The organism is Sellimonas intestinalis, from assembly GCF_001280875.1.
Classification (GTDB): domain Bacteria; phylum Bacillota; class Clostridia; order Lachnospirales; family Lachnospiraceae; genus Sellimonas; species Sellimonas intestinalis.
The window spans coordinates 1-23,066 of record NZ_LGAJ01000019.1 but is presented as its reverse complement, the minus strand read 5'-3'; the positions used below and the strand labels follow the sequence as shown (position 1 = coordinate 23,066).

The following is a 23,066-nucleotide window of genomic DNA, read 5'->3' as shown; positions in this document are numbered from 1 at the left end:
ATGTACGAATGGTTTTACGTCTCTCGTTTGTTCATTGACGATGAAGGCAAATCAAGATAAAATAAAAGAAATCAAGAAGAACGAGGCAGAAGAATGAAACGAATCAAAGACAATGACAATGCGACGATTGTCGCATGTTACATCGGATATATTACCCAGGCCATTGTCAATAATTTTGTCCCCCTGCTGTTTGTGACCTTTCAAAAGCAGTTCGGGATTGCGCTGGATAAGATTGGATTGTTAATCTCCGTCAATTTTGGGGTCCAGCTTCTGGTGGATCTTCTGGCGGCCGGACTGGTGGAGAAGGTCGGAGAGAGAAAAACGATGATTACAGCCCATCTATGCAGTGGGACAGGACTTTTACTGCTTGCCTTTTTGCCGTGGCTGTTTCCAGTTCCATATATCGGGCTTCTGATCGGAATTGTCTGCTATGCCATCGGAGGAGGGCTGATAGAAGTCATGTTAAGTCCGATTGTGGAGGCGTGCCCGACAAAGAACAAGGAGGCGGTGATGAGCTCGCTGCACTCTTTTTACTGCTGGGGACATGTGGGAGTGGTACTGATCAGTACCCTGTATTTTGCAGTATTCGGGACCGGATCCTGGTGGATTTTGGCCTGTATCTGGGCAGTTATTCCCTTTTTTAATACCTGCCTCTTTTTTCATGTGCCGATCCGTTCCCTCGTGGAGGAGGGAAAGAGCATGGGGCTTCGTGAGATCTTTCGGGAAAGGGTATTTTGGATTTTATTTATCGTGATGGTCTGTGCGGGAGCAGCGGAGCAGGGCATGAGCCAGTGGGCAAGCGCCTTTGCGGAAATGGGACTTTCTGTCAGCAAGACAGTAGGGGATCTGGCGGGGCCGTGTATGTTTGCGGCCTGTATGGGTGCGGCAAGAGCCTGGTATGGGGCGTTTTCAGAGAAGATCCGGCTCCATAATTTTATGATGATAAGCGGCCTGCTCTGTGTGGCGGCCTACCTGCTGGCAGGCCTGTCAAAAAGCCCTGTACTGGGACTGGCAGGCTGTGCCCTGTGCGGTCTTTCGGTCGGAATTATGTGGCCTGGAAGTTTTAGTACCGCGGCAAAAGTATTAAGAAGGGGCGGTACCATCATGTTTGCTTTCCTTGCATTGGCAGGGGACCTGGGATGCTCTGCGGGACCTGGTCTTGTAGGAATGATCTCAGAACTTTCTGGGAGGGGACTGAAAGCAGGACTTTTTTCAGCAATCGTATTTCCGGTGATTCTTGTTGCCGGAATCTGGATGATAAAACAAGAAAACAGGAGGTAAAAGAGAGTGAAACAATATATTATGGCGCTGGATGCGGGGACGACGAGTAACCGTTGTATTCTGTTTGACCGTGCGGGAAAGATTGTCAGTCTTGCACAGAAAGAATTTACCCAGTATTTTCCGAAGCCGGGATGGGTAGAACACGATGCGGACGAGATCTGGTCGACTCAGCTTGGTGTGGCAGTAGAGGCCATGAGTAAGATCGGGGCGTCGGCGGATGATATTGCTGCCATTGGCATCACCAATCAGAGAGAGACAGCCATCGTATGGGACAAGGAGACCGGAGTTCCGGTGTGTCATGCGATCGTATGGCAGTGCAGAAGGACAGCCAAATACTGCGACAGTTTAAAAGAGCGGGGGCTGGAAGAGTGGTTCAGGATGAAAACCGGACTGACCATTGACGCCTACTTTGCGGGTACGAAAGTGCGTTGGATTCTGGAACATGTAGAAGGAGCAAAAGAACGGGCTAAGAGAGGGGAACTGCTTTTTGGTACGGTGGAGACGTGGCTCATCTGGAAACTGACAAAGGGAAAAGTCCACGCGACGGATTACTCCAATGCCTCCAGAACGATGATGTTCAATATCAATACACTTCAGTGGGATGACGAGATTTTGGAAGTCTTAGACATTCCGAAATGTATGCTTCCGGAAGTCCGGCCGTCGAGCTGTATTTACGGAACGACGTCCCCGGCATATTTTGGCGGGGAAATTCCGATTGGAGGAGCGGCAGGGGATCAGCAGGCGGCGCTTTTTGGACAGACCTGCTTTTCTCCGGGAGAAGCAAAGAACACGTACGGGACAGGCTGTTTTCTGTTGATGAATACGGGGGAGACCCCGGTATTTTCGAAAAACGGACTTGTTACGACCATTGCCTGGGGAATGGACGGTAAGGTGCAGTACGCCTTGGAAGGATCGATTTTCGTGGCGGGGGCTGCGATCCAGTGGCTTCGGGATGAGATGCGGCTGATTGATTCGGCGGCGGACTCTGAATATATGGCGCAGAAAGTGCCGGATACAAACGGCTGTTATGTGGTTCCTGCCTTTACCGGTCTTGGCGCTCCGTACTGGGATCAGTATGCACGAGGCGCCATCGTCGGCATCACACGGGGCGTCAATAAGTGTCACATCATCCGGGCGACACTGGAGTCTTTGGCCTATCAGGTTCACGATGTCATCCGTGCCATGGAGGCGGACTCCGGTATCACACTGACTTCGCTCAAAGTGGACGGCGGGGCAAGCGCCAATGATTTTCTGATGCAGGTGCAGGCTGATTTTGATGCCGCTCCGGTGCGGCGTCCGGCATGTGTGGAGACGACGGCCATGGGTGCGGCTTATCTGGCAGGACTTGCGGCGGGCGTCTGGAAGGACACCGAAGAAATCCGGGCAAACTGGAAGATTGACCGGGAATTCACCCCGGCGCTTCCTGAGGAGAAGCGTCAGGAGAAGATGAAAGGCTGGAAGAAAGCAGTGCGCTATGCATTTGACTGGGCAAAAGAAGAATAGAGTGCATAGCCGAACTGTTACAATAAAATTGACGAAAAAAGTGAAAAATGATAGACAATTATGTACAAATATACTAAAATAGACGTATTGGATTAAGACGAATACGGAGGTAGGGATATGAAAGGAAATGTAATTGTAGGACAGTCCGGAGGACCGACAGCGGCGATCAATTCCAGTCTGGCCGGTGTCTATCGTACGGCAAAGGACAGAGGAGCAAAGAAAGTGTACGGAATGCTTCACGGGATTCAGGGACTGATGGAGGAGAAATATATTGATCTGTCAGAGCACATTACAAACGATCTGGATGCGGAGCTTTTAAAGAGGACTCCGGCGGCATACTTGGGGTCTTGCCGTTATAAACTGCCGGAGATCCATGAGAACCGGGAAGTGTATGAGAAGATTTTTGAGATTCTGGATAAGCTGGATATTGAGGCGTTTATCTATATCGGAGGCAATGACTCTATGGATACGATCAAAAAGCTTTCCGACTATGCGATTGTGATGGGATATCCGACCCGTTTTATCGGATGCCCGAAGACCATTGATAATGATCTGGCACTGACAGACCATACACCGGGATACGGAAGTGCGGCGAAATATATTGGAACATCTGTAAAAGAGATTATCCGCGACAGCTTTTGCCTTGAGTACAGCAAAGGACTGGTGACCATCGTGGAGATTATGGGAAGAAACGCAGGATGGCTTACCGGAGCGGCTGCCCTTGCAAAGGGAGAAGACTGTGCGGGACCGGACCTGATTTATCTTCCGGAGCTGACTTTTGATCTGGACAATTTCATGGAGCGGATCCGGGAGCTTCTGGCGAAGAAACCGTCTGTAGTGGTAGCAGTTTCCGAGGGAATTCATCTGGAAGACGGACGGTATGTCTGTGAGCTGGGTGCAAACGTGGACTTCGTAGATGCTTTTGGACATAAACAGTTGACCGGAACAGCAGCGTACCTTGCACACTATGTGGCCAATGAGATCGGATGCAAGACCCGTGCCATTGAGCTGAGTACCTTGCAGAGATCGGCATCCCACTGTGCGTCCAGAGTCGATATTCTGGAGGCGTCCCAGGTAGGAGGAGCGGCTGTGAAGGCAGCCGACGAGGGAGATAACGGAAAGATGGTCGTACTCAAGAGAATTTCCGACGATCCATATCAGTGCAGCACGGAAGTGAAGGATGTACATAAGATTGCAAACGACGAAAAGCTTGTTCCAAGAGAATGGGTCAATGCAGAAGGAACCTATGTGACAGATGAGTTTATTGCCTATATAAAACCACTGATCCAGGGAGATGTTTCTCCGGTTATGGTGGACGGAATTCCGAGACACCTGTATAAGCCAAGCCACTAGAATCATGAAAAATAGAAAGAGGGAATCAAAATTGAAGATCGGCGTGACAGGAGCAGATGGATTTCTGGGCAGCAGGATTCTCCGGTTCTACGCAAGAAAATATGAGATAAAGGGATATCACCATACGGACATGGATTTCACTGATCCTGAGGAGACGGAAACAATGCTGAAAAGGGACTGCCCGGATATCCTGATTCATACGGCTGCTATCTCAGATGTGGGAGCCTGTGAGCAGAACCCGGAGCACTCAGAGCTGGTGAATGTGGACGGAGTCCGGAATCTGGCGGTTATCTGTCAGAAGATTGGTGCAAGATTCCTTTTTTGCAGCTCAGATCAGGTCTACACGGGAAACGGAGTGAAAGAGCCGCACCGGGAGGAAGAGGCGCTTTCCCCGCTCAATGTTTACGGAAGACAGAAAGTCCGTGCGGAAGAGGAGGCCATTCAGGTACATCCGGATACGGTGGCACTTCGGTTAAGCTGGATGTTCGCTGCTGACTTCCGGGAAGGAAAGGAACATGGGAATCTGATTCCCGCGATTTTACATGCTGTACGGTCAGGACAGCATGTAAAATACCCGGTTTGGGATTACCGCAGTATCACGGATGTGTGGGAAGTCGTAGCAAATCTGGAACAGATGTTTGATGCTCCTGCCGGCATTTACAATTTCGGTAGTGAAAATGACAAGAGCACCTATGAGGTGGTAAGCAACTTCCTGGAGAGCGCCGGAATCCCGAACTCGATGCTGGAAAGGAACGAAGAGGCATTCAGGGAATGTCCGAGAAACTTAAGAATGGAGACCGAAAAGGCAAAGTACCTGGGTGTTCACTTCCTGACGACTGAGGAAGCACTCAGAAAGCTTGGAGCTGAATTGGGATACGAAGGGAACGACCCTAAGAAGAAAAGAGAATAGAGAACGATAGCCCCCTGCGCCGGCAATGTATGATATTGTCGGATGACAGGGGGGCGTTTTATTTTGATAGGCTCATGTACTACTAACCCGTTTCCAAGCAAAATCAGATGGACGTTTTCCGAAAGCACAGGACAGCAGCAGTGACGTTGAAAACCGTGAGCAGTACCGTAATTACAATGGCTGGCAGGAAGTGACTGCAATCAGTAGTTCCGGTCAGAAGATCCATTTGTCCAAGAAGAAGGGTTGGAACATAATCGCTCACGGCCGGGAAAAACCCGGCAAAGTAGGAGATCCCGAAGCAAGCAGCACAGACCAGAAGAACTGCCGAAACTGACCGGCAGAAGACCGAAGCCCCGACGAGGACAGAGATCATCCACACTCCCAGAAGATAGAAGGTAAGCAGGGAGAACGCCTGGTTCTGAATGATGCTGTTGTCCCAGAAGTAGACGGTGTAGGCAAAGGTGATGCCAAAGCTGATCAGACACCCAAATGTCCAGGTCAGAAGCAGGGCAAAGTATTTCGGCAGCAGGATGTTGTGGCGTTTCAATCCTTTGGACAGAAGAATAATCAGTGTTCCATGCTGGTATTCTGAAGTCAGGATACCGCCGTATAAAATCAGAAAGACAAAAAGAATGATCTGCATATTTTTATAGTACTGTGTCCAGGAGGAGAGAGAAGTCACCTCCAGATTGCCGATCTGGATACCGGTCTCTGCCATATCGCCGGACACGAGATCCAAAAGCCACGGTGTCATCTTAGCAAAGGCCGGACTGAGCACGCCCACAAGGGTGAACAAAAGCAACATGACAACGAGACGATGGGTCTTTAACTGCTCAAAGAGTTCTTTTTTCATCATGGCACGGAGCTGTCTCATGTTCTACCACCTCCAAAAATAAATCTTCCAATGTCGGCTCCAGCTTTTCCAGCTTTTGCACTGGCACTTGTCTGGAGACAAGGTCAGCCATTACAGATGGCATGGTGATGTCAGCGCGTTTCGGGAGTATGAGTGTGAGTGCGTCTGTCTGCAGGCTTTCCGGGTACTTCTTCAGGCAGGCCTCTGCATCAGAACGACGTTCAAATTCGATTTGGATTTTTTCCCCGTTGCGTTTCCGTTTGAGATTCTCCAGCGTCCCCTGGACGACGATGCTGCCGTCGTGCAGCAAGGCAACGTGGTCACAGATCCGCTCCACATCTGATAACACGTGGGTGGAGAAAAGCACCGTCGTCTCCTCAGTGACAGAAGAGAGAATATCCAGTATCTCCTTTCGACCTACCGGATCGAGAGCCGAAGTCGGCTCGTCGCAGATCAGAAGCTTTGGGGCGTTCAAAAGAGCCTGGGCGATACCAAGCCGCTGTTTCATCCCACGGGAGTAGGTGTGGATATGTTTCTTACTGTCTGTAAGACCTACAAGATCCAGAAGATCCAGGATGCGCCGTCTGACATCTGAGGACTGCATACCGGTGATCTCACCGCACAGCGTCAGATACTGAGAGGCAGTCATAAAGCCATAATATTCCGGAACATCCGGAAGATAGCCAATATAACGGTTCGTCTGGTTTTCGCCAAAAGATACCCGTTCACCGTTGACTTGGATTTCGCCATGGTCCGGCTTTAGAAGCCCTACAATCATTCGCATGGTTGTCGTCTTCCCGGCACCATTTTTCCCAATAAAGCCAAAGACAGAATGCGCTGGAACGGACAGATGAAGATGATCAATTACTGTGCGGGAACCGAAAGATTTTGTGAGCTCTCGGATTGATAAAATATCCATGCTTATTCGTCCTCCCTCCCGAATACAAAGTACAGCACGGGTCCGATGAACTGCATCCCGACAATAGCAATGATACACCACATCAGCCGGGTACCGCGTTTATAATGCGTGTGTGTGAAGATATGCCATAAGGTATAAAAGAGCAATACTAGTTCCACAATGGCAAGTGGAATGAAAAAAGGCAGCATTTCCTGTAAACTCATTCAATCATCTCCTTTAATTGATTCTGAAGTCTCCGAAACGTGTTGTCATCTTTTAGTTTTTCAAAAAGCGGATGGGACAGGGAAGCAGCAATGTCTTTTACGAATGTTTTTCTCGCCCGGGGAGAGACAGAGCCGTTTGCAAGCTGTTCGATCCAGTGATCAATCCGGTTAAAGTAGCGGTCACCATGAAGGCGATACTCTTCGTCTGACAAAAGCGTGCGGATTCCGTCCAGGTATTTCCGGGTATGGGTAAGAGCGGCATCGGGATCGTCAAACTGCAGATATCCAAGCGCTGCCTGGTACTCAAAAACGGAGACAGCATTGGCATTGAGTTTTACAAGCTGATAGCTGTCGATCAAAGACTCCACCCGCTCCACCGTCATGTCAAAAGCATTCTGATCACTTGCCGCCACGGTTAGATACTTAGCGGAAAGCTCTACCAGGGAGAACAGATTCAGATACATCGTGATCTGGGCAAAGTCACATGCCTTTTCCCTGTCTCCGTTCATCAAATAGGCGGAGACGAGGACGCTGTCACTTTCTCTGGAAAGTGTTCTGGGATCAGAGTCCGCTTCCAGTATCTGGAGCGCTTCCTTATATTGTCCTCCACCCATGAGAATGAGCGCTTTTAGAATCAAGGTATCCTTGCACAGATTGAGATCTGCACAGTGTGCGATGATATGGTCGCACAAATCTTTCATATAATGTAAAAGCTCTGTCTGTAATTTTTGTGTTTTGGCAAGTAAATAATGATTCAGCAAAAGGACACACATCTGAAAGACAAGGGGATAACAAGAATAATAGTGCTTCACAGTAGTCCGGATGTCCTCTACCGTTTTATCAAAATCTGATACGGCAAAGGAATTGGAATAGTCCAGATACAGCTTCTGGATCTCATCCTTGGAAAGCTGAGGCAGGTATCCAAGCAGTTCATCGATGGTAACACCGAAAAACGTGGCGAGAACCGGAATCGTTTGGAGATCCGGTTTGCTGATATTTTTCTCCCATTTAGAGACAGAGCCTTTTGTGACGCCAATATAGTCCGCCAGCTCCTCCTGCGTAATTTTGCGCTCATGGCGAAGCCGGATTAAGTTTTCCGCAATCCGCAATTCATGCATTGTTTTCACCTCCTACTATGATTATAAGAGAGAGACTGGGAAGATTCAATGGAATTGAACGACACTTTAAGAAGAAAAGTTTACCAATAAGAAACTTTTTGAATTTGGTAAGCGGAGTAAATGGAAATCGGATCTGACTGAAATGTAGAGAAAATCCCAATGGCTTTTAAGAGCCAGGGGGATCAGTTTCTTTCGTATATAATGAAAGTAATTATGAAAATGCTCATAGACAGGGAGGATGCCGGGTGACCATCGGCTGATCCCCGGCATTTATTATGAAAAAGTTTATTCAAAAAGTATTTACTTGACAGCGTATTTATCAAATCTGTTTCGTGTTCCTTTTGATGATTTTAGTATACCCACAATTCGTGAAAAATTAGTGTTCTACAAATGAAACTTTCAATAACAAAAAATGAACAAAATATGAATATCAAGTTCGCGTTGTTCAGGTTGTACATTTATTTGCCGTTTCGGAACGCGAAATATGGCAGACCGTCTTTCTGTGGCACTTCCACCTGTCCCTGGATGAGCGGACGGGCATAGTTGAGGAAGGCTTCTGTCACATCGGAACCGTCTGGGGTGATCCAGTCTGCCGGTACGGTCTTTTCCTCGTTGCAGATCTTTGTGACATCGGCGGTTCCAGGTGTCATCTCATAAGAGTCTCCTTCTTTCCGCTCAAATGTAATCATCACTCCTGTCGCTCCTTCCATTGCACGCTCTACGCCGTAGGAACCTGCAAGAATGGCCTCCTGGAGATCTGTCCGGGACAGACAGGCAGAAGAGCAGCGTTGAGAAACATTGAGTTCCACGGAGCGCACTTTGATGCCGAGTGTTTCTTTTACGAGGTTTTCCAGGTATTTACCGGATCCGGTCAGCATTTTGTGACCAAAGGTATCGGTACCTACATCATTTGCATACTCGCAAATGAATGTTCCGGTATTGTCGTGGATTCCTTCAGAGATACATACAACAAGATTCGTGGTGGTCTCCAGTGCCCTTCGTACCTGTCCAAGGAAGGTTTTCGGATGAAAGGCAGTCTCCGGCAGATAAATCAGCACCGGATTGTCACCCTTAAACATTCGTGCCAGGGCGGATGCCGCAGTAAGCCATCCGGCATGACGGCCCATGATTTCAACGATGGTGACGGACGGTTTGTTGTCATAGACGGATGCGTCGACGGCAATCTCGCGGACGGTAGAAGCTACATACTTGGCGGCGCTTCCAAAGCCAGGGGTGTGATCTGTCATTACCAGGTCATTATCGATGGTCTTTGGGATTCCGATAAAGCGGATCGGGCTTTCATGCTGCGCGGCGTAGCGGGAGAGCTTGCTGACTGTGTCCATAGAGTCATTACCTCCGATATAAAAGACGGCCTCGATTTCGTGCTCTTCAAATCTGGTGAAAAGTTCCGGATACACCGGATCCGCCAGATCCTCCGGAAGCTTATAGCGGCAGGATCCAAGGTAAGCCCCCGGGGTTGTCTTTACAAGCGGAAGGGTTCCGTCTTTTATCAGCGTCTGCATGTCCATCATCTGTCCGTGCAGGAATCCTTCGATTCCATTTACCATGCCGTAGACATGATCGATCTGCGGCATCTCAAAGCCTTTTGTTATAACGCCGTAGAGACTTCCGTTGATTACGGCCGTTGGCCCGCCGGACTGTCCTACCAGGATATTTTTACTCATGATTCAGTTCCTCCAGTTGATTCGATTTTGCTTTTAGTATAACGAAAAAAGAAACGATGCACAATAGAAGAAATGGAGGACTTGAAAAATATGCTTGGAAAATCAGAGAAAAGCGATTATACTGTAAACAGTAACTGCAAACGCAGGAACGGGGGAAAACAATGAAGTATATTACATTTGCAATACCATGTTATAATTCACAAGATTATATGGAGCGGGCAGTCGAGTCCGTACTCAAAGGAGGAAAGGACGTCGAGATCATCATTGTCAATGATGGATCCAAGGACGGGACTGAGGAGATCGGGAAACGCTACGAGCGGGAATACCCGGATATTGTGCGGGTGATCAGCCAGGAGAACGGCGGACACGGTGAAGCGGTCAATACCGGACTTCTCCATGCTACAGGGAAATATTTTAAGGTGGTGGACAGTGACGATTGGCTGGATGAGGAGGCTCTGATTCAGGTTTTAAACCAAATGAAATCTTTCGAGGAGAAGGATGAAGAAGTCGATATGTTCATCTCCAACTATGTCTATGAGAAAGTAGGGGCAGGACACAAGAAGGTGATTCACTACAGAAACTGCCTGCCGCAGGAGCGAATTTTCGGCTGGAATGATCTGGGACATTTCCGAGTGGATCAGTATATTCTGATGCATTCTGTTATCTACCGGACGGAGCTTTTAAAGCTTTGTCAGCTCCGGCTGCCAAAACATACATTTTATGTGGATAACATTTATGTTTACTATCCGCTGCCTCATGTCAGCACGATCTATTATCTGGACGTGAATCTGTACCGGTATTATATCGGAAGGGACGACCAATCGGTCAATGAGAAGAATATGATCAAGCGGATTGATCAGCAGCTTTTTGTGAATAAGACGATGATTGAGATGTATGAGATGCGGATGATTCCTAACAAGAAGCTGAGAAACTATATGATAAAATATCTGGCGATTATGATGACGGTTTCTTCCATCATCTGTATTCGTTCCAAGAAAGAGGAAAATCTGGAAAAGAAAAAGGAACTCTGGATCTACCTCAAGAAGAAGGATTACCGGACGTACTTCAAGATTCGTTATGGCATCCTTGGACAGACGATGAACTTACCAGGTAAGCCGGGAAGAAAGATCTCGTCCATGGGATACTCCGTGATGAGGCGGATTATCGGATTTAACTAAATATGAATAAAAGAACGGCCATGGTGCATACTACTCAATAAAAGATTGAGAAAGAGAGGTATGCACCATGGCCGTTGAATTTGCACAGAGCCAGACAAAAGAGAACCTGATGAGAGCCTTTGCAGGGGAAAGTCAGGCGAGAAACCGTTACACAATCGCGGCAGAGGAAGCCTGTCGGAAAGGGTTTTACGCGCTTAGAGAGGTTTTCCTCTTTACAGCGGATCAGGAGAGAGCTCATGCCGCAAGATTTTATGAGCTCCTGAAATCGGAAGCGGGTTGTACCATCCAGATCGACGGAGGATACCCGGTGGACCAGTCAGAGAGTCTGGTGGAGCTTTTAAAGATGGCAGCCCACAATGAGGAGGAAGAGCATAAGGATGTGTACCCGGCTTTTGCGAAGATTGCTGAGGAGGAAGGATTTTCTGAGGCGGCTTATGCCTTTTCCCAGATTGCAAAGATCGAGAGAATCCACGGGGAACGCTTCGCAAAACTTGCACAGATGCTTCAGCAGGAGACGTACTATGAACAGGAAGCCGGCGGAGAGTGGATGTGTCTGAACTGCGGATATATCTTTAAAGGCGCGAAGGTGCCTCCGGTCTGTCCGGTGTGCCGCCACGAGAGAGGCTATTTTATCCCGGCCTGTATGGCACCGTATCTTGGATTTTCTAATTGTAACTAAGGGAAAGAAAGGGGAATGAGATGACAAGCCAGAAAATCGAAAATGTGCTGAATCTGGCACTGGACGCAACACAGGAGGAGCGGCTTCGTTCCGGCAATCTCGAGGTGGGGTACGATGAGGCGGACAATACATGGGATGTCATTATCCTGTATTCCGGGACACTGGATTCGGTGGACCGGATTGCGATGGATGTCATCCCACTGTTGAAAAATTTTGCGGTCGTAAGGATACGGGAGGAAGATCTGGACGAATTGGCTTCGTTAGAGGAAGTCATCTATATCGAAAAACCGAAGAGGCTGTTTTTTGAAGTAGCAAACGGAAGAAGGGTGTCTTGCATCGACGCGGTGCAGACACCACGTTTGCGTCTGACGGGGAAGGGCGTGCTGATCGGGATCATTGATTCTGGCATTGAATATTCCAATGCGGATTTTCAAAACGAGGACGGAACGACGAGAATTCGTTTCCTATGGGATCAGACGGTGGAGGGCAGCCCGCCTGCCGGATACCGGAACGGGACAGAGTTTTCGGCGGAAGAGATCAACGAAGCGCTCCGACAGCCCAACCGGACGATGCAGCTACAAAGGGTGCCAAGCCTTGATACCTCAGGACACGGAACCGCCGTGGCAGGGGTGGCAGCGGGAAATGGCAGAAACAGCAAAGGGCAGTACCGGGGTGTGGCGCCGGATGGGGAACTGATCGTCGTCAAACTGGGAAATCCGGGCGGCATTGGTTTCCCTAGGACGGCGGAGCTGATGCAGGCGGTGGACTATATCGTAAAGAAAGCAGAAGAACTTCGGATGCCGGTGTCCATCAATATCAGTTTCGGAAATACATACGGATCTCATAATGGCACCTCCCTGCCGGAACGGTTTCTGGACGCGGCGGCAGAGACGGGTCGAACACTCATCAGCGTAGGAACGGGAAACGAGGGAGCTGAGGCTGGTCATGCGTCGGGGTTTCTAAGAGAGGGAGAGGAGCGGAACATTCCTTTGGCGGTGCAGGAGCGGCAGGGGGCGTTTAGCCTTCAGATCTGGACGGATTATACAGATGTCATTGGAGTGGCCCTTCAGACTCCTTCCGGGGAGAGAGTCGGTCCCATCCGGGAAGTGATGGGGACGCAGCGGTTCCGGGTCGGGAAAACAGAGCTTCTTCTTTACTATGGGGAGCCAAGTCCATACAGTGGACTCAATGAGATTTACATGGAGTTTCTGCCGGCGGATGATTATGTCAACAGTGGGGAGTGGAATATTATTCTGATTCCGGAACAGATTGTCACCGGACAGTACGAGATGTGGCTTCCGGTGAGCTATGTCCTCAATGAAGGTACAGCCTTCTTCTATCCGACGGAGGAGCGGACGCTCACCATCCCTTCTACTTCCTCCCGGGTGTTGACCGTAGGGGCTTACGATGCCACAGCCATGACATATGCGGATTTCTCCGGACGGGGGAAAGAAAACAAGGACAATCAGAAACCCGATCTTGCCGCACCCGGAGTCAATGTCATCTCCGTCCAGGGACAGGGCGGGTACGCTGCTTTTACAGGAACCTCCTTTGCCACACCATTTGCGGCAGGCGGAGCGGCTCTTTTGATGGAATGGGGAATGATAGAAAAAAACGATCCGTTTTTATATGGAGAGAAGGCTAAAGCATACTTAAGAAGGGGGGCGAGACAGCTTCCGGGCTTTGAAGTCTGGCCTAACAATCAGCTCGGATACGGGGCGCTTTGTGTGCGGGACAGCATCCCGGAAACAAGGCTTTCGTGATTGTAAACACTTTTTGCCAGGTGTTTTTAAGCATAATGCATAAAAAGTTCTCTGATAAGAAAAAAATATTATCTGTTTTGATACCTCCTGTAGGATTTTGAAACTCATAGGTTATATTTATAACCAGAAAGAAAAAGAGGACGAAAATCTATAAGACGCAGTTAAAGGAGGAAACAATATGATCACTATCTTGTCAGGAGTTGGGATGCTTCTGCTTACGCTGGCAATCTTCTCCCTTTTCAGTATGAAAATGCCAAAAGGATCTCTTGCAATGAGCGGTATGGCAAACGCAGCGGTGGCAACATTCCTTGTGGAGGCTATTCATAAGTATATTTCAGGAGACCTGTTTGGAATTTCCTTTTTCAGAACCGTAGGTGAGAACGCAGGAGGCTTTGGCGGCGTGGCTGCAGCGATTGCGGTGCCGCTCAGCATGGGTACAAATCCAGTTCTGGCGATTGCGTCAGGTGTTGTATTAGGACAGTTCGGAATTCTGCCTGGATTTATCGCGGGATATGTAGTCGGATTGGTTTCTCAGGTAATTGAGAAATACCTCCCGGAGGGCGTTGATGTGATCGCAGGAGCCCTGATTGTAGCTCCGCTTTCTCTGGCAGTGGCGACAGCGGCTGATCCGCTTGTGAATATGACACTTGCAAAGATCGGCGGCACGATTACAGCGGCGGCAGAGCAATCTCCGCTTGTTATGGGATTCCTGCTTGGAGGAATTATGAAGATGATTTGTACCTCCCCGCTCAGTTCCATGGCGCTGACAGCGATGATCGGGCTGGACGGGCTGGCGATGGGAATCGCGGCGATCGCTTGTGTGGGTGGATCCTTCACAAACGGTATCGTATTCCACCGTCTGAGACTTGGAGATAAGAGTAATGTCATTGCGGTTATGATGGAGCCTCTGACACAGGCACCGATCATCACGGCAAATCCGATTCCGATTTACGGTTCCAACTTTTTCGGAGGAGGACTGGCCGGAGTGTCGGCGGCGGTATTCCACATCATCAATAATGCACCAGGTACAGCGTCACCGATTCCGGGACTTTTGGCTCCATTTGCATTTAACAACCCGATGAATGTTGTATTGGCAGTCGTATTTGCCGCAATCGGCGGAACCCTTGCAGGATTCGTGGGAAGCCAGATTTTCAAGAAACATTACGAAAAGAAAGCAGCAGGAAGAGAAAACAGCCAGATGGCAGAAGTTGCGATGGCTGATTCATAGAATAGAAGAAAGCCTCTGGACGGGATATCGATCCCGGGTCAGAGGCTTTTTCGGAAGCACAGTTATACATTTTCACAGTAGCTCAAAAGAGCGTTAAGAAAGCTGCGGATCTTTACATTCCCGTGCTTGTCCGATTTCCTGCGAATATAATCCATCTCCCGTCTTACCTGTTCAAAGTTGTATAAGGTATTTGAAAATTCTGTAAACACGTCGTTGGAATAGTCTTCCAGTCCCAGGTGCGCCAGATTGACAAGTCCGGTGGATGCCGCTCTCCGGATTCTTTGCTCTACGGATTTAGGATTCTCGCTGAACTGGGATAAAAGACGGCCGAGCGTTTGCTGCTCCAGCGGCTCCGACCGGTCGTGCAGCCAAGTAATTAAAGTGATGATGTCCTTGCTTCCAAGCTCCCCGATGATCCCCAGTTTTTGTAGTACGTTTGTAAGCCGGCTCTGAAAATTTTCGGACTGGGGGGAGGGATTATCTGATTGCCTGCCGTTTTCGGAAAACTCCGTCTCAAAAAGGCTCTGTACTTTACCAATGGTGCGGTGCATGGACAGTGTTTTAAGGACATTGCGGATTACAGATTCCACCTCAATCGCATTTAACGGCTTCTGGATGAAGAATTCGATCCCCGACTCGTACGCTTTAGCGATCAGATCCTTGGAAGCAACCTGGGATAACATGATGCAGGCGGATTCCGGAGAAATCTTCCGTGCCTTTTCCACAAAGCTGATTCCATCCATATCCGGCATGAGAAGATCCACGATGATAATATCCGGATGGAGGGCAGCTACATCTTCCAGGGCATCATCCCCGTTTCCGGAGGAGCCGCAACATTCGCCCAGATTCCGTTCTGTCACCAGGATTTTCAGTATGGTCCTTATATTTTTATCGTCGTCTACAAAGTAAAATTTCATTCTGAACCCTCCAATGTTTCTTTTGGCAGCCGGATAGTAAAACAGGTCCTCCCCGGACAGGACTCTGCCTGGATACTCCCGCCAAGCTTTTCTTCTACAATTCCTTTTACGATATTTAGTCCCAGTCCCCGGCTGATCTCCCCGGTCTCGTAATTGATCTTTGTGGAATATCCGGCGTCAAAGATCTGTGGGAGAGACTCCGGGGCAATGCCAGGTCCCTGATCCACAACAAAACAGCGGATCTCATGTGCCGTTTCCTCCACATTGACGGAGATAGAAACTTCCGTCTCCTTTGTAGCCTCCACCGCATTCATAAACAGATTACGGAAGACGGAAAGAAGCTCGTATACGTGGGCTGTACGAAACGTACAGGAACCATTGAGTCGGAACGTAAGCGTCTTGTTCAGAGAGGCCGCAAACTGTTTAACTGGTGTCTGTAACAGGGTAAAGAGCTCGTCAAACGCCAGAAAGCGGCTGCCGTCCTCAGTCAGAAGTGCCTCTGAAAGTCCCCGCAGAATCAAGTAGTATTCTTTCTTGATTTCGTGAATATCATTTGCGATGATCAGTGCATCCTTCGCGGCGTCCTTTGTACCGGAATCCAAGCGGAGACGCTCGAAGAGCTGGTACGCGGAATGCATCGTCGACTCCACGAGGGACGTATTTTTCTCCATCCAGATGACCTCTTCCTGGAGTCTCGCCGTCAGAAGCGAAAGATGCCGATAGTAATCCTGCTGCTCTTTTTTTAGGAGGACGACATGATACCTGCGGAATACCGTTACAAAAATCAGGATCAGGGCCGTCCGGAAAAGTGCGGCGATGATAATTCCCGATTGCGAAGATGCCGAAAATGCATTAATATTAAGACGAAGCATCAGTTCTCCAAAGTTCGCCGCATAGTCGCAGAAAAGCAGGGCGATCGTGTCCAACAGGATGGAGGACTTCCGCATCCTGACGAGGTAGAGCGTCAGGAGCACTCCGTAGAACAGGTAAAAAAACAGCTCCGGAATGGAGGAAACAAAGGCGTCCCCCAGGGAAGTCCCGTTAAAACTTCCGTAAAAAGTACGGGAGAGCAGGACAAAGATGCCGGATATGGCGGACACCGGGATCACCGGAAAGTCCTGTGCAAGCATGGAAAAGGACGCCAGAAAAACAATCCCCAGAGAAACACTGAACTCAGGCGAAAAGATATTAATATGAAACTGGGCTGCCGCCGCGGTAATCAGACTGTAAAATACGGCGTGCAGAAAAAGATCAAAGCGGTTCCGAGATTTCATAGGTCTGTTATCCTCCGTAAAATCTTCGGTCTCAAACAAGTGAAACTTAGATTAGGGTATTTTTGTGGATGTCTGAATTATTATAAAACATTTTATCATAAAAAAGGAGAAAAAAACATGGTGAAACGGGAAGATTTATATGGAATTGCATATTATAAAAAGTCAGCCTATTATGGAAGCGCGAAACCGGACATCCGGTTTCGGATTGCACTGGATATGGAGAAAGGGAAACTGGAGGCTGCTGTCTGGAAAGAACCGTACTGCTATGATGTGACGCCGGAAGAAGAGATTGAGCGAAAAGAATTTCCGGCGGACGATGAGGGACTCTGCCAGATTACAGACTGGATTAACGAAAAGGCGAAATAGAGAATCCGGAAGAGGAAAGCAATTCGGGCTTCCCATTTGGAAAAGCCGTGTTATAGTAGAAAGCGTGTGAAACAAAAGAAAAAGGAAGGTTGAGAGATGGCTGAGAAAACAGGGGTCATTCATGGCAGATTCCAGTGTCTGCATTTGAAACATATGGAGTATCTGATGGCGGCAAAAAATCAGTGCAAAAGACTGATTATCGGGATTTCTAATCCGGATGCAGGATTTATCCGGGTGAATCTTCACGACAAAAACCGTTCCAAACCGGAGAACAATCCATTCACTTATTTTGAACGCTACGAGATGATTCGACTTGCCATGCTGGAGTTTGGCGTGCCGAGAGAGCAGTTTGAGATTGTCCCATTCCCGATCAATACACCGGAGCTCATTTTTCAGTATGCGCCAAGGGATGCAGTGTACTACATGAGCATTTGCGATGATTGGGGGGAGGATAAGTACCGGACACTAACCGGACTTGGCGTGCAGGTGGAAGTGCTGTGGAACCGTCCGACTGAGGAGAAGGGAACGACAGCCACGGAAGTAAGACATCTGATCATAGATGGAAAGCGGTGGGATCACCTTGTTCCGAAAAGTGTGTACCGTTATATTACAGAACATCATCTGGATGAAAGGATCCTTCAGATCGCAAAGGAAGCCGGAAAAACAAAATGAGGCTACAGTCATCAGAGAAAATAAAGGGGGAGACTCCTCTCCAACCTCTCAGACTTTAGAAACGTCTGGGATGCTTGCAGGGAAGTCTCCCTCCTGTCATGTTTCTAAACAGCGATACCGATCACACGGCTTAGCGGATGATGGTTCCGGTCCGGCCTTTCAGTGCGTCACGAAGCGCCTCCTGGCAGGTAATGTAAGCCAAGCGGCCTTCGCCCTTTTCGATGAAGGAGACGGACGCACGGAACTTCGGCAGCATATTGTAGACGCCAAAATGTCCCTCCTCCATATACTGCTTTGCCTGGGAGACGGAGATCTCACCAAGCTGTTCTTCTTTGTCTGTACCACGGTTAATGAAGACTTTCTCCACACTTGTCAGGATAATCAGTGCGTCGGCATTCAGCTCCTCTGCAAGTTTCCCTGCCGTCAGGTCTTTCTCAATGACAGCGCTGGCGCCTTTGAGACGGTGATCCTGCTCAAGGACCGGAATTCCTCCGCCTCCACAGGCGATGACAACCTGATCCGCATCGGAAAGGGTCCGGATCGCGTCAAGCTCTACGATCTTCACTGGATTCGGTGCGGAAACGACACGACGAAACCCCTTTCCAGGCTCCTCCACCACATAGTTGCCTTTTTTTCGCTCTGCTGCAGCGTCTTCTGCGGACATATAACGTCCCAGAACTTTTGTTGGGGTGTAAAATGCCTCGTCGTACGGATCTACCGTTACCTGGGTCAGAATCGTACTGACGGTACGGTAAATTCCCCGTGTAAGAAGTTCCTCCCGGATCGCATTTTGAAGATCAAATCCGACGTAGCCTTGTGTCATTGCCGAGCAGACAGACATCGGAGCTGGAGTATAGTCTGGATGGTTCTTGCCGAATTCATTCATAGCAGTGTGAATCATACCAAGCTGTGGCGCGTTACTGTGTGTAATGACAACCTGATAGCCGTCCTGTACAAGATCCGCAATGGATTTTACTGTCTTGCGGACCGCAATCTGCTGCTCCGGGAGCGTCGTTCCGAGGGCTCGGTGTCCTAATGCTACAACCACTTTTTTTTTCATACGCATTACCTCTATTTCTCTTTGTAGTTTCGTGTCCATGATACAAAAATTATATAATTTTTCCAGGGAAAATGCAACCGTCATTCGGCTGCAACACCCATGTTTTCTGGAAAAATAAAATAGTTAGAAAATTGTATAAAATACCATATATAGTAGAATAATAAAAAAATCACAAGATATGGTAGAAATTATGGATCACCTCTGCTATAATTGGGATTGTCGCCGGGGACGAAGAACAGAAGTCCCGGGCAAATTCAGGGAAAACAGTGAGGTATGATATATGAAAGTAATAAAGAGAGACGGACGGGAGGCTGAGTACGACAGAAATAAGATCGTCCATGCAATACAGAAAGCGAATAATGAAGTCGAAAAGGAGGACAAGATCTCCGAGGAGAAGATTTATGATATCGTAGCTTCCATTGAGAACCGGAAGCTTGCCAGTATGGCTGTGGAGGATATCCAGGATATCATCGAGCAGAAGCTGATGGAGGAGGGCAAATATCATCTTGCCAAGAAATACATCATCTACCGCTATACGAGAGCGATGGTGCGGAAATCCAACACCACGGACGATTCCATTCTGCGTCTGATCCGGGGCGAGAATTCCGAATTAAAAACAGAGAATTCTAATAAGAATTCCACCCTTGCTTCCACACAGCGTGACTATATTGCAGGGGAAGTGTCTAAAGACCTGACAAAGAGAGTGCTTCTGCCAGAGAAGATTGTAAAAGCGCACGAGGAAGGTGTCATTCATTTTCACGATATGGACTATTTCCTCCAGCCGATTTTCAACTGCTGTCTTGTAAATATCGGAGATATGCTGGATAACGGCACTGTGATGAATGGCAAGCTCATCGAGTCTCCGAAGAGCTTTCATGTGGCATGTACTGTAATGACACAGATCATTGCGTCAGTAGCCAGCAGCCAGTACGGAGGGCAGTCCGTGGATATCCGTCATCTGGGCAAATATCTGCACAGAAGCCACGAGAAATATATGAAGAAATACAGGGAGAAATATACAGGAGTCCTTTCTGAAGAGTTGATGGAGCAGCTTGCGGACGACAGACTTCAGGACGAGCTGAGATCCGGTGTACAGACGATCCAGTATCAGATCAATACCCTGATGACGACAAACGGACAGTCGCCGTTTGTAACCCTGTTCCTAAACCCGGACAAATCTCATCCGTACGCAAAGGAAAACGCAATGATTATTCAGGAAATCCTGCGCCAGCGGATCGAAGGAATCAAGAATGAGGCAGGAGTTTATGTAACACCGGCGTTCCCGAAGCTTGTCTATGTCTTAAATGAGGACAATAATTTAAGTGGTGGGGTATATGACGACCTGACCAGACTGGCTGTAAAGTGTTCTGCAAAACGGATGTATCCGGACTATATTTCCGCCAAGAAGATGAAAGAGAACTACGAAGGCAATGTCTTCTCACCGATGGGGTGCCGTTCCTTCCTCTCCCCTTGGAAAGATGAGAATGGAAATTATAAGTGGGAAGGCCGTTTCAACCAAGGAGTGGTCAGTCTTAATCTTCCGCAGATCGGGATTTTGGCAGAAGGAGATATGGAAAGATTCTGGCAGATTCTCGACGAGAGACTGTCCATTTGCTTTGAGGCATTGATGTGCCGTCACAAGGCGCTGGAGGGAACAAGCTCCGATGTGAGCCCGGTTCACTGGCAGTACGGCGCTATCGCCCGCCTTGGAAAAGGCGAGAAGATTGACAAATATCTGCACGGTGGGTACTCTACCCTGAGCCTAGGTTATATCGGACTTTACGAAGTGACGAAGCTGATGACAGGAGAGAGTCAGACGACGGAGGAAGGACAGAAGTTTGCTCTCAAGCTGATGCGGAGACTCCGTACCGCAACCGATACATGGAAAGAGACGACAGGACTTGGATTCGGTCTTTACGGTACTCCGGCAGAGAGCCTGTGCTACCGCTTTGCGGAAATCGATCAGAAGAAATTCGGAAGCATTACAGATGTGACAGATAAAGGATATTACACCAATTCCTACCATGTGGATGTGAGGGAGAAGATTGACGCCTTTGATAAATTTACTTTTGAGAGTCAGTTTCAGACGATCAGCACCGGAGGATGCATCTCCTATGTGGAGATCCCGAATCTCAACAAGAATCTGGAGGCAGTAGCTGAGGTTGTGAAATTTATCTACGATAATATTCAGTATGCAGAGTTCAACACGAAGTCCGATTACTGTCAGGAATGTGGCTATGACGGTGAGATTATGATTAACGATGAGTTCGAGTGGGAATGTCCGGTCTGCCACAATAAGGATCAGGCGAAGATGAATGTTACAAGAAGAACATGCGGATATCTCGGAGAGAACTTCTGGAATCCGGGAAAGACAAAAGAGATCAAAAGCAGAGTGATGCATTTGTAGGTAAAGGAGCTTTGGAACGATGTATTATGCGGATATGAAACGGTGGGATGTGGCAAACGGTCCGGGCGTACGGGTATCGCTCTTTGTGAGCGGATGCACACACCACTGTAAAGGATGCTTTAATAAGGAGGCGTGGGACTTCTGTTATGGGAAGCCATTTACAGAACAGACAGAGGATGAGATTCTGCGAGAGCTGGAAAAAAGCTATTATCACGGATTTACCCTGCTTGGCGGGGAGCCGTTTGAATATGAAAATCAGAAAGCTCTGGCTCCGTTTTTGAAGCGGGTGCGGGAGAAATTCCCGGATCTTTCGATCTGGTGCTATTCCGGGTACGTCTTCGATAAAGAGATCCTCGCGCAGATGTTTCCAAAGTGGAATGAGACCAGGGAAATGCTTGACTGCATTGATGTTCTGGTGGATGGAAGATTTGTAGAGGAGCAAAAGCAGGTAGATCTGCTCTTTCGTGGTTCTGCCAATCAACGGCTGATCGATGTAAAGAAGTCGATGGAGACAGGAGACGTCGTGCTGTGGGAACAGCCGGAATACGTCCATGTAGAAGTCAAAGAGAATCCAAATGAGGTGGGGATTCCACCGGAGACAAGCGGGAAATAACCGGAGAATAAACAGTGGAGGACTTATCTTCCGATAGCCTTGCCGTTATTTTGATCATACAGAATTTGTAACGAAAGCACTTACAGAAATGTGAGTGCTTTTTTCATGGGAGCAGACAAGAAAATGAAAAAGGCAAATACGGGATTACAGACAGTCGATAATAAAAAAATCGCAGAGTTTGTTACTCTGCGAAAAATTTTTAAATGTAAAATAATAAATGAAATCTTTTCTTAAGATTACCATTCATCATTATAGCACAACAAGTAAAAAAAGCAATCGGATTGTACAGGATCCAGCAAGAAAATCTTGTCAAATTCATTGTCCACATATCTATCATTATAAAAAATTTTCTATATTCTAATATTTCCACAATTTATGATTTTAAAACAGACCATGTTTTTCCCGGTTTTCGCAGAGTAACAAACTATACGAAAAGGAGGGAGCGGCCATCTGGTACATGCAAAAGTGCGTCAAAGGTCAGGAAGAATCTGCTGTCCGGGGCTGGAAAGCACAGCACCCATCTGGACGGGAGGAAGCCTTCTTCTTTACTTATGATCGGCTGAAACGTTTTGAAGGGGACTGGCATTTGTTGAAACTGCCGCTATTTCCGGGGCTCATTTTTCTGGAATGTGAACAAGAGATTCCCCAAAAGAAGTCCGGGTTCATGCAGGACCAGGATTCCAGGGCGATGCAAGTGGATTCCAGGACTGAGGAGTTCCTCAGAGAACTGGGAGGGGAAGCCCATCATGTTTCCATGTCAAGAGGAGTCATCCGAAATGGTGTGACGATTGTGACTGAGGGACCGCTGGAAGGAAAAGAAGCAAAGATCCAGAAGATCGACCGACATAAGCGGCTTGCCAAAATTGGCGGAGGATTGAACGTCTCTTTCTGCCAGGAAGGGGGATTCTGGGCAGGCCTTGAAATCACTTCCAAAAGTGAAGGGGTGTGAGCGTATGGAGAATTGGTATGCGATGAAAACAATGCCCGAAAAAGAAGAGGAAGCGGCAGAACTGATCCGGCGGACCATCCCCCCTTCTTTGTGGGAATCCTGTACAATCCTTCGGAAGAAAAAGCTGTTCCGGGC

21 protein-coding genes are annotated in these 23,066 nt (G+C 48.3%); 13 read left to right on the top strand and 8 right to left on the bottom strand.

Translation table 11 applies throughout. The annotated features are described in order from the left end of the window. Positions 1 to 93 precede the first annotated feature (93 nt). From AOA56_RS14185 to AOA56_RS14170, 4 genes are all read left to right on the top strand, one after another. A complete protein-coding gene (locus tag AOA56_RS14185) occupies positions 94 to 1,281 on the top strand; it encodes an MFS transporter (RefSeq protein ID WP_024731961.1) in 1,188 nt (395 codons plus the stop codon). A gap of 6 nt (positions 1,282 to 1,287) precedes the next feature. Then, positions 1,288 to 2,784: a glycerol kinase GlpK gene (gene glpK, locus AOA56_RS14180; RefSeq protein ID WP_053769936.1), complete on the top strand. Its 1,497-nt coding sequence runs from the start codon at positions 1,288 to 1,290 to the stop codon at positions 2,782 to 2,784. 117 nt (positions 2,785 to 2,901) lie between these two features. Next, positions 2,902 to 4,137 (top strand): 6-phosphofructokinase, encoded by a 1,236-nt coding sequence (locus tag AOA56_RS14175; RefSeq protein WP_024731963.1) that lies wholly within the window; start codon positions 2,902 to 2,904, stop codon positions 4,135 to 4,137. Positions 4,138 to 4,168: 31 nt separating this feature from the next. Beyond that, positions 4,169 to 5,047: an SDR family oxidoreductase gene (locus AOA56_RS14170; RefSeq protein WP_053769935.1), complete on the top strand. Its 879-nt coding sequence runs from the start codon at positions 4,169 to 4,171 to the stop codon at positions 5,045 to 5,047. 103 nt (positions 5,048 to 5,150) lie between these two features. Here the strand turns inward: AOA56_RS14170 and AOA56_RS14165 are convergent, their stop codons facing one another. The 5 genes from AOA56_RS14165 to AOA56_RS14145 form a co-directional block, all read right to left on the bottom strand. Continuing rightward, on the bottom strand, positions 5,151 to 5,921 hold the full coding sequence (locus tag AOA56_RS14165) for an ABC transporter permease (protein ID WP_053769934.1): 771 nt from the start codon (positions 5,919 to 5,921) through the stop codon (positions 5,151 to 5,153). Continuing rightward, on the bottom strand, positions 5,881 to 6,819 hold the full coding sequence (locus AOA56_RS14160) for an ABC transporter ATP-binding protein (protein ID WP_053769933.1): 939 nt from the start codon (positions 6,817 to 6,819) through the stop codon (positions 5,881 to 5,883). The genes AOA56_RS14165 and AOA56_RS14160 overlap by 41 nt, the downstream gene beginning before the upstream one ends. 2 nt (positions 6,820 to 6,821) lie before the next feature. After that, the gene (locus AOA56_RS14155; RefSeq protein WP_053769932.1) at positions 6,822 to 7,022 is read right to left on the bottom strand and encodes a PLDc N-terminal domain-containing protein; all 201 of its coding nucleotides are present in this window, start codon (positions 7,020 to 7,022) and stop codon (positions 6,822 to 6,824) included. Beyond that, positions 7,019 to 8,140, bottom strand: a complete 1,122-nt coding sequence (locus AOA56_RS14150) for a helix-turn-helix domain-containing protein (protein WP_053769931.1) — start codon at positions 8,138 to 8,140, stop codon at positions 7,019 to 7,021. Before AOA56_RS14150 ends, AOA56_RS14155 begins: the two co-directional genes overlap by 4 nt. 458 nt (positions 8,141 to 8,598) lie before the next feature. Beyond that, positions 8,599 to 9,825, bottom strand: coding sequence for a 6-phosphofructokinase (locus AOA56_RS14145; protein WP_053769930.1), 1,227 nt, complete (start codon positions 9,823 to 9,825; stop codon positions 8,599 to 8,601). Between the two features lie 161 nt (positions 9,826 to 9,986). On the opposite strand from AOA56_RS14145, the gene AOA56_RS14140 reads away from it, so the two are divergent. From AOA56_RS14140 to AOA56_RS14125, 4 genes are all read left to right on the top strand, one after another. Continuing rightward, entirely contained in the window at positions 9,987 to 11,003 is a 1,017-nt protein-coding gene (locus AOA56_RS14140) for a glycosyltransferase family 2 protein (RefSeq protein ID WP_024731970.1), read from the top strand. Positions 11,004 to 11,070: 67 nt separating this feature from the next. Next, entirely contained in the window at positions 11,071 to 11,682 is a 612-nt protein-coding gene (gene rbr, locus AOA56_RS14135; RefSeq protein WP_048621396.1) for a rubrerythrin, read from the top strand. Positions 11,683 to 11,702: 20 nt separating this feature from the next. After that, positions 11,703 to 13,445 (top strand): S8 family peptidase, encoded by a 1,743-nt coding sequence (locus AOA56_RS14130; protein ID WP_048621397.1) that lies wholly within the window; start codon positions 11,703 to 11,705, stop codon positions 13,443 to 13,445. Between the two features lie 181 nt (positions 13,446 to 13,626). Then, the gene (locus AOA56_RS14125) at positions 13,627 to 14,673 is read left to right on the top strand and encodes a PTS sugar transporter subunit IIC (protein ID WP_278277156.1); all 1,047 of its coding nucleotides are present in this window, start codon (positions 13,627 to 13,629) and stop codon (positions 14,671 to 14,673) included. Between the two features lie 62 nt (positions 14,674 to 14,735). On the opposite strand, the gene AOA56_RS14120 is transcribed toward AOA56_RS14125, so the two are convergent. Then, the gene (locus AOA56_RS14120; RefSeq protein ID WP_053769928.1) at positions 14,736 to 15,590 is read right to left on the bottom strand and encodes a response regulator; all 855 of its coding nucleotides are present in this window, start codon (positions 15,588 to 15,590) and stop codon (positions 14,736 to 14,738) included. Further along, positions 15,587 to 16,864: a sensor histidine kinase gene (locus AOA56_RS14115; RefSeq protein ID WP_053769927.1), complete on the bottom strand. Its 1,278-nt coding sequence runs from the start codon at positions 16,862 to 16,864 to the stop codon at positions 15,587 to 15,589. Before AOA56_RS14115 ends, AOA56_RS14120 begins: the two co-directional genes overlap by 4 nt. A 117-nt stretch (positions 16,865 to 16,981) precedes the next feature. Here AOA56_RS14115 and AOA56_RS14110 point away from each other — a divergent pair, with 117 nt between their 5' ends. Together AOA56_RS14110 and AOA56_RS14105 are read left to right on the top strand one after the other, a co-directional pair. After that, complete coding sequence (locus AOA56_RS14110) at positions 16,982 to 17,230, top strand: hypothetical protein (protein ID WP_024731976.1); 249 nt, start codon at positions 16,982 to 16,984, stop codon at positions 17,228 to 17,230. A 96-nt stretch (positions 17,231 to 17,326) separates the two neighbouring features. Next, positions 17,327 to 17,902, top strand: coding sequence for an adenylyltransferase/cytidyltransferase family protein (locus AOA56_RS14105; protein ID WP_024731977.1), 576 nt, complete (start codon positions 17,327 to 17,329; stop codon positions 17,900 to 17,902). 130 nt (positions 17,903 to 18,032) lie between these two features. Here AOA56_RS14105 and arcC read toward each other — a convergent pair whose 3' ends face one another. Next, positions 18,033 to 18,962 carry a carbamate kinase gene (gene arcC / locus AOA56_RS14100; RefSeq protein ID WP_053769962.1) on the bottom strand — a complete coding sequence of 310 codons (930 nt, stop codon included), beginning with the start codon at positions 18,960 to 18,962 and terminating at the stop codon, positions 18,033 to 18,035. Positions 18,963 to 19,242: 280 nt separating this feature from the next. Here arcC and nrdD point away from each other — a divergent pair, with 280 nt between their 5' ends. The 3 genes from nrdD (at position 19,243) to AOA56_RS14085 (ending at position 22,931) form a co-directional block, all read left to right on the top strand. Continuing rightward, positions 19,243 to 21,369: an anaerobic ribonucleoside-triphosphate reductase gene (gene nrdD, locus AOA56_RS14095; protein WP_034594345.1), complete on the top strand. Its 2,127-nt coding sequence runs from the start codon at positions 19,243 to 19,245 to the stop codon at positions 21,367 to 21,369. 19 nt (positions 21,370 to 21,388) lie between these two features. Continuing rightward, positions 21,389 to 21,982 (top strand): anaerobic ribonucleoside-triphosphate reductase activating protein, encoded by a 594-nt coding sequence (gene nrdG / locus AOA56_RS14090; protein WP_053769926.1) that lies wholly within the window; start codon positions 21,389 to 21,391, stop codon positions 21,980 to 21,982. Positions 21,983 to 22,439: 457 nt separating this feature from the next. After that, positions 22,440 to 22,931, top strand: a complete 492-nt coding sequence (locus tag AOA56_RS14085; RefSeq protein ID WP_053769925.1) for a hypothetical protein — start codon at positions 22,440 to 22,442, stop codon at positions 22,929 to 22,931. Positions 22,932 to 23,066: the final 135 nt, after the last annotated feature.

Excerpts from the sequence above, each read along its gene's own strand:
- AOA56_RS14185 (WP_024731961.1), top strand. The coding sequence starts at position 94 with ATGAAACGAATCAAAGACAATGACAATGCGACGATTGTCGCATGTTAC.
- AOA56_RS14175 (WP_024731963.1), top strand. The coding sequence starts at position 2,902 with ATGAAAGGAAATGTAATTGTAGGACAGTCCGGAGGACCGACAGCGGCG.
- AOA56_RS14165 (WP_053769934.1), bottom strand. The coding sequence starts at position 5,921 with ATGAGACAGCTCCGTGCCATGATGAAAAAAGAACTCTTTGAGCAGTTA.
- AOA56_RS14160 (WP_053769933.1), bottom strand. The coding sequence starts at position 6,819 with ATGGATATTTTATCAATCCGAGAGCTCACAAAATCTTTCGGTTCCCGC.
- AOA56_RS14155 (WP_053769932.1), bottom strand. The coding sequence starts at position 7,022 with ATGAGTTTACAGGAAATGCTGCCTTTTTTCATTCCACTTGCCATTGTG.
- AOA56_RS14150 (WP_053769931.1), bottom strand. The coding sequence starts at position 8,140 with ATGCATGAATTGCGGATTGCGGAAAACTTAATCCGGCTTCGCCATGAG.
- AOA56_RS14145 (WP_053769930.1), bottom strand. The coding sequence starts at position 9,825 with ATGAGTAAAAATATCCTGGTAGGACAGTCCGGCGGGCCAACGGCCGTA.
- AOA56_RS14140 (WP_024731970.1), top strand. The coding sequence starts at position 9,987 with ATGAAGTATATTACATTTGCAATACCATGTTATAATTCACAAGATTAT.
- rbr (WP_048621396.1), top strand. The coding sequence starts at position 11,071 with ATGGCCGTTGAATTTGCACAGAGCCAGACAAAAGAGAACCTGATGAGA.
- AOA56_RS14130 (WP_048621397.1), top strand. The coding sequence starts at position 11,703 with ATGACAAGCCAGAAAATCGAAAATGTGCTGAATCTGGCACTGGACGCA.
- AOA56_RS14120 (WP_053769928.1), bottom strand. The coding sequence starts at position 15,590 with ATGAAATTTTACTTTGTAGACGACGATAAAAATATAAGGACCATACTG.
- AOA56_RS14115 (WP_053769927.1), bottom strand. The coding sequence starts at position 16,864 with ATGAAATCTCGGAACCGCTTTGATCTTTTTCTGCACGCCGTATTTTAC.
- AOA56_RS14110 (WP_024731976.1), top strand. The coding sequence starts at position 16,982 with ATGGTGAAACGGGAAGATTTATATGGAATTGCATATTATAAAAAGTCA.
- AOA56_RS14105 (WP_024731977.1), top strand. The coding sequence starts at position 17,327 with ATGGCTGAGAAAACAGGGGTCATTCATGGCAGATTCCAGTGTCTGCAT.
- arcC (WP_053769962.1), bottom strand. The coding sequence starts at position 18,962 with ATGAAAAAAAAAGTGGTTGTAGCATTAGGACACCGAGCCCTCGGAACG.
- nrdD (WP_034594345.1), top strand. The coding sequence starts at position 19,243 with ATGAAAGTAATAAAGAGAGACGGACGGGAGGCTGAGTACGACAGAAAT.
- nrdG (WP_053769926.1), top strand. The coding sequence starts at position 21,389 with ATGTATTATGCGGATATGAAACGGTGGGATGTGGCAAACGGTCCGGGC.
- AOA56_RS14085 (WP_053769925.1), top strand. The coding sequence starts at position 22,440 with ATGCAAAAGTGCGTCAAAGGTCAGGAAGAATCTGCTGTCCGGGGCTGG.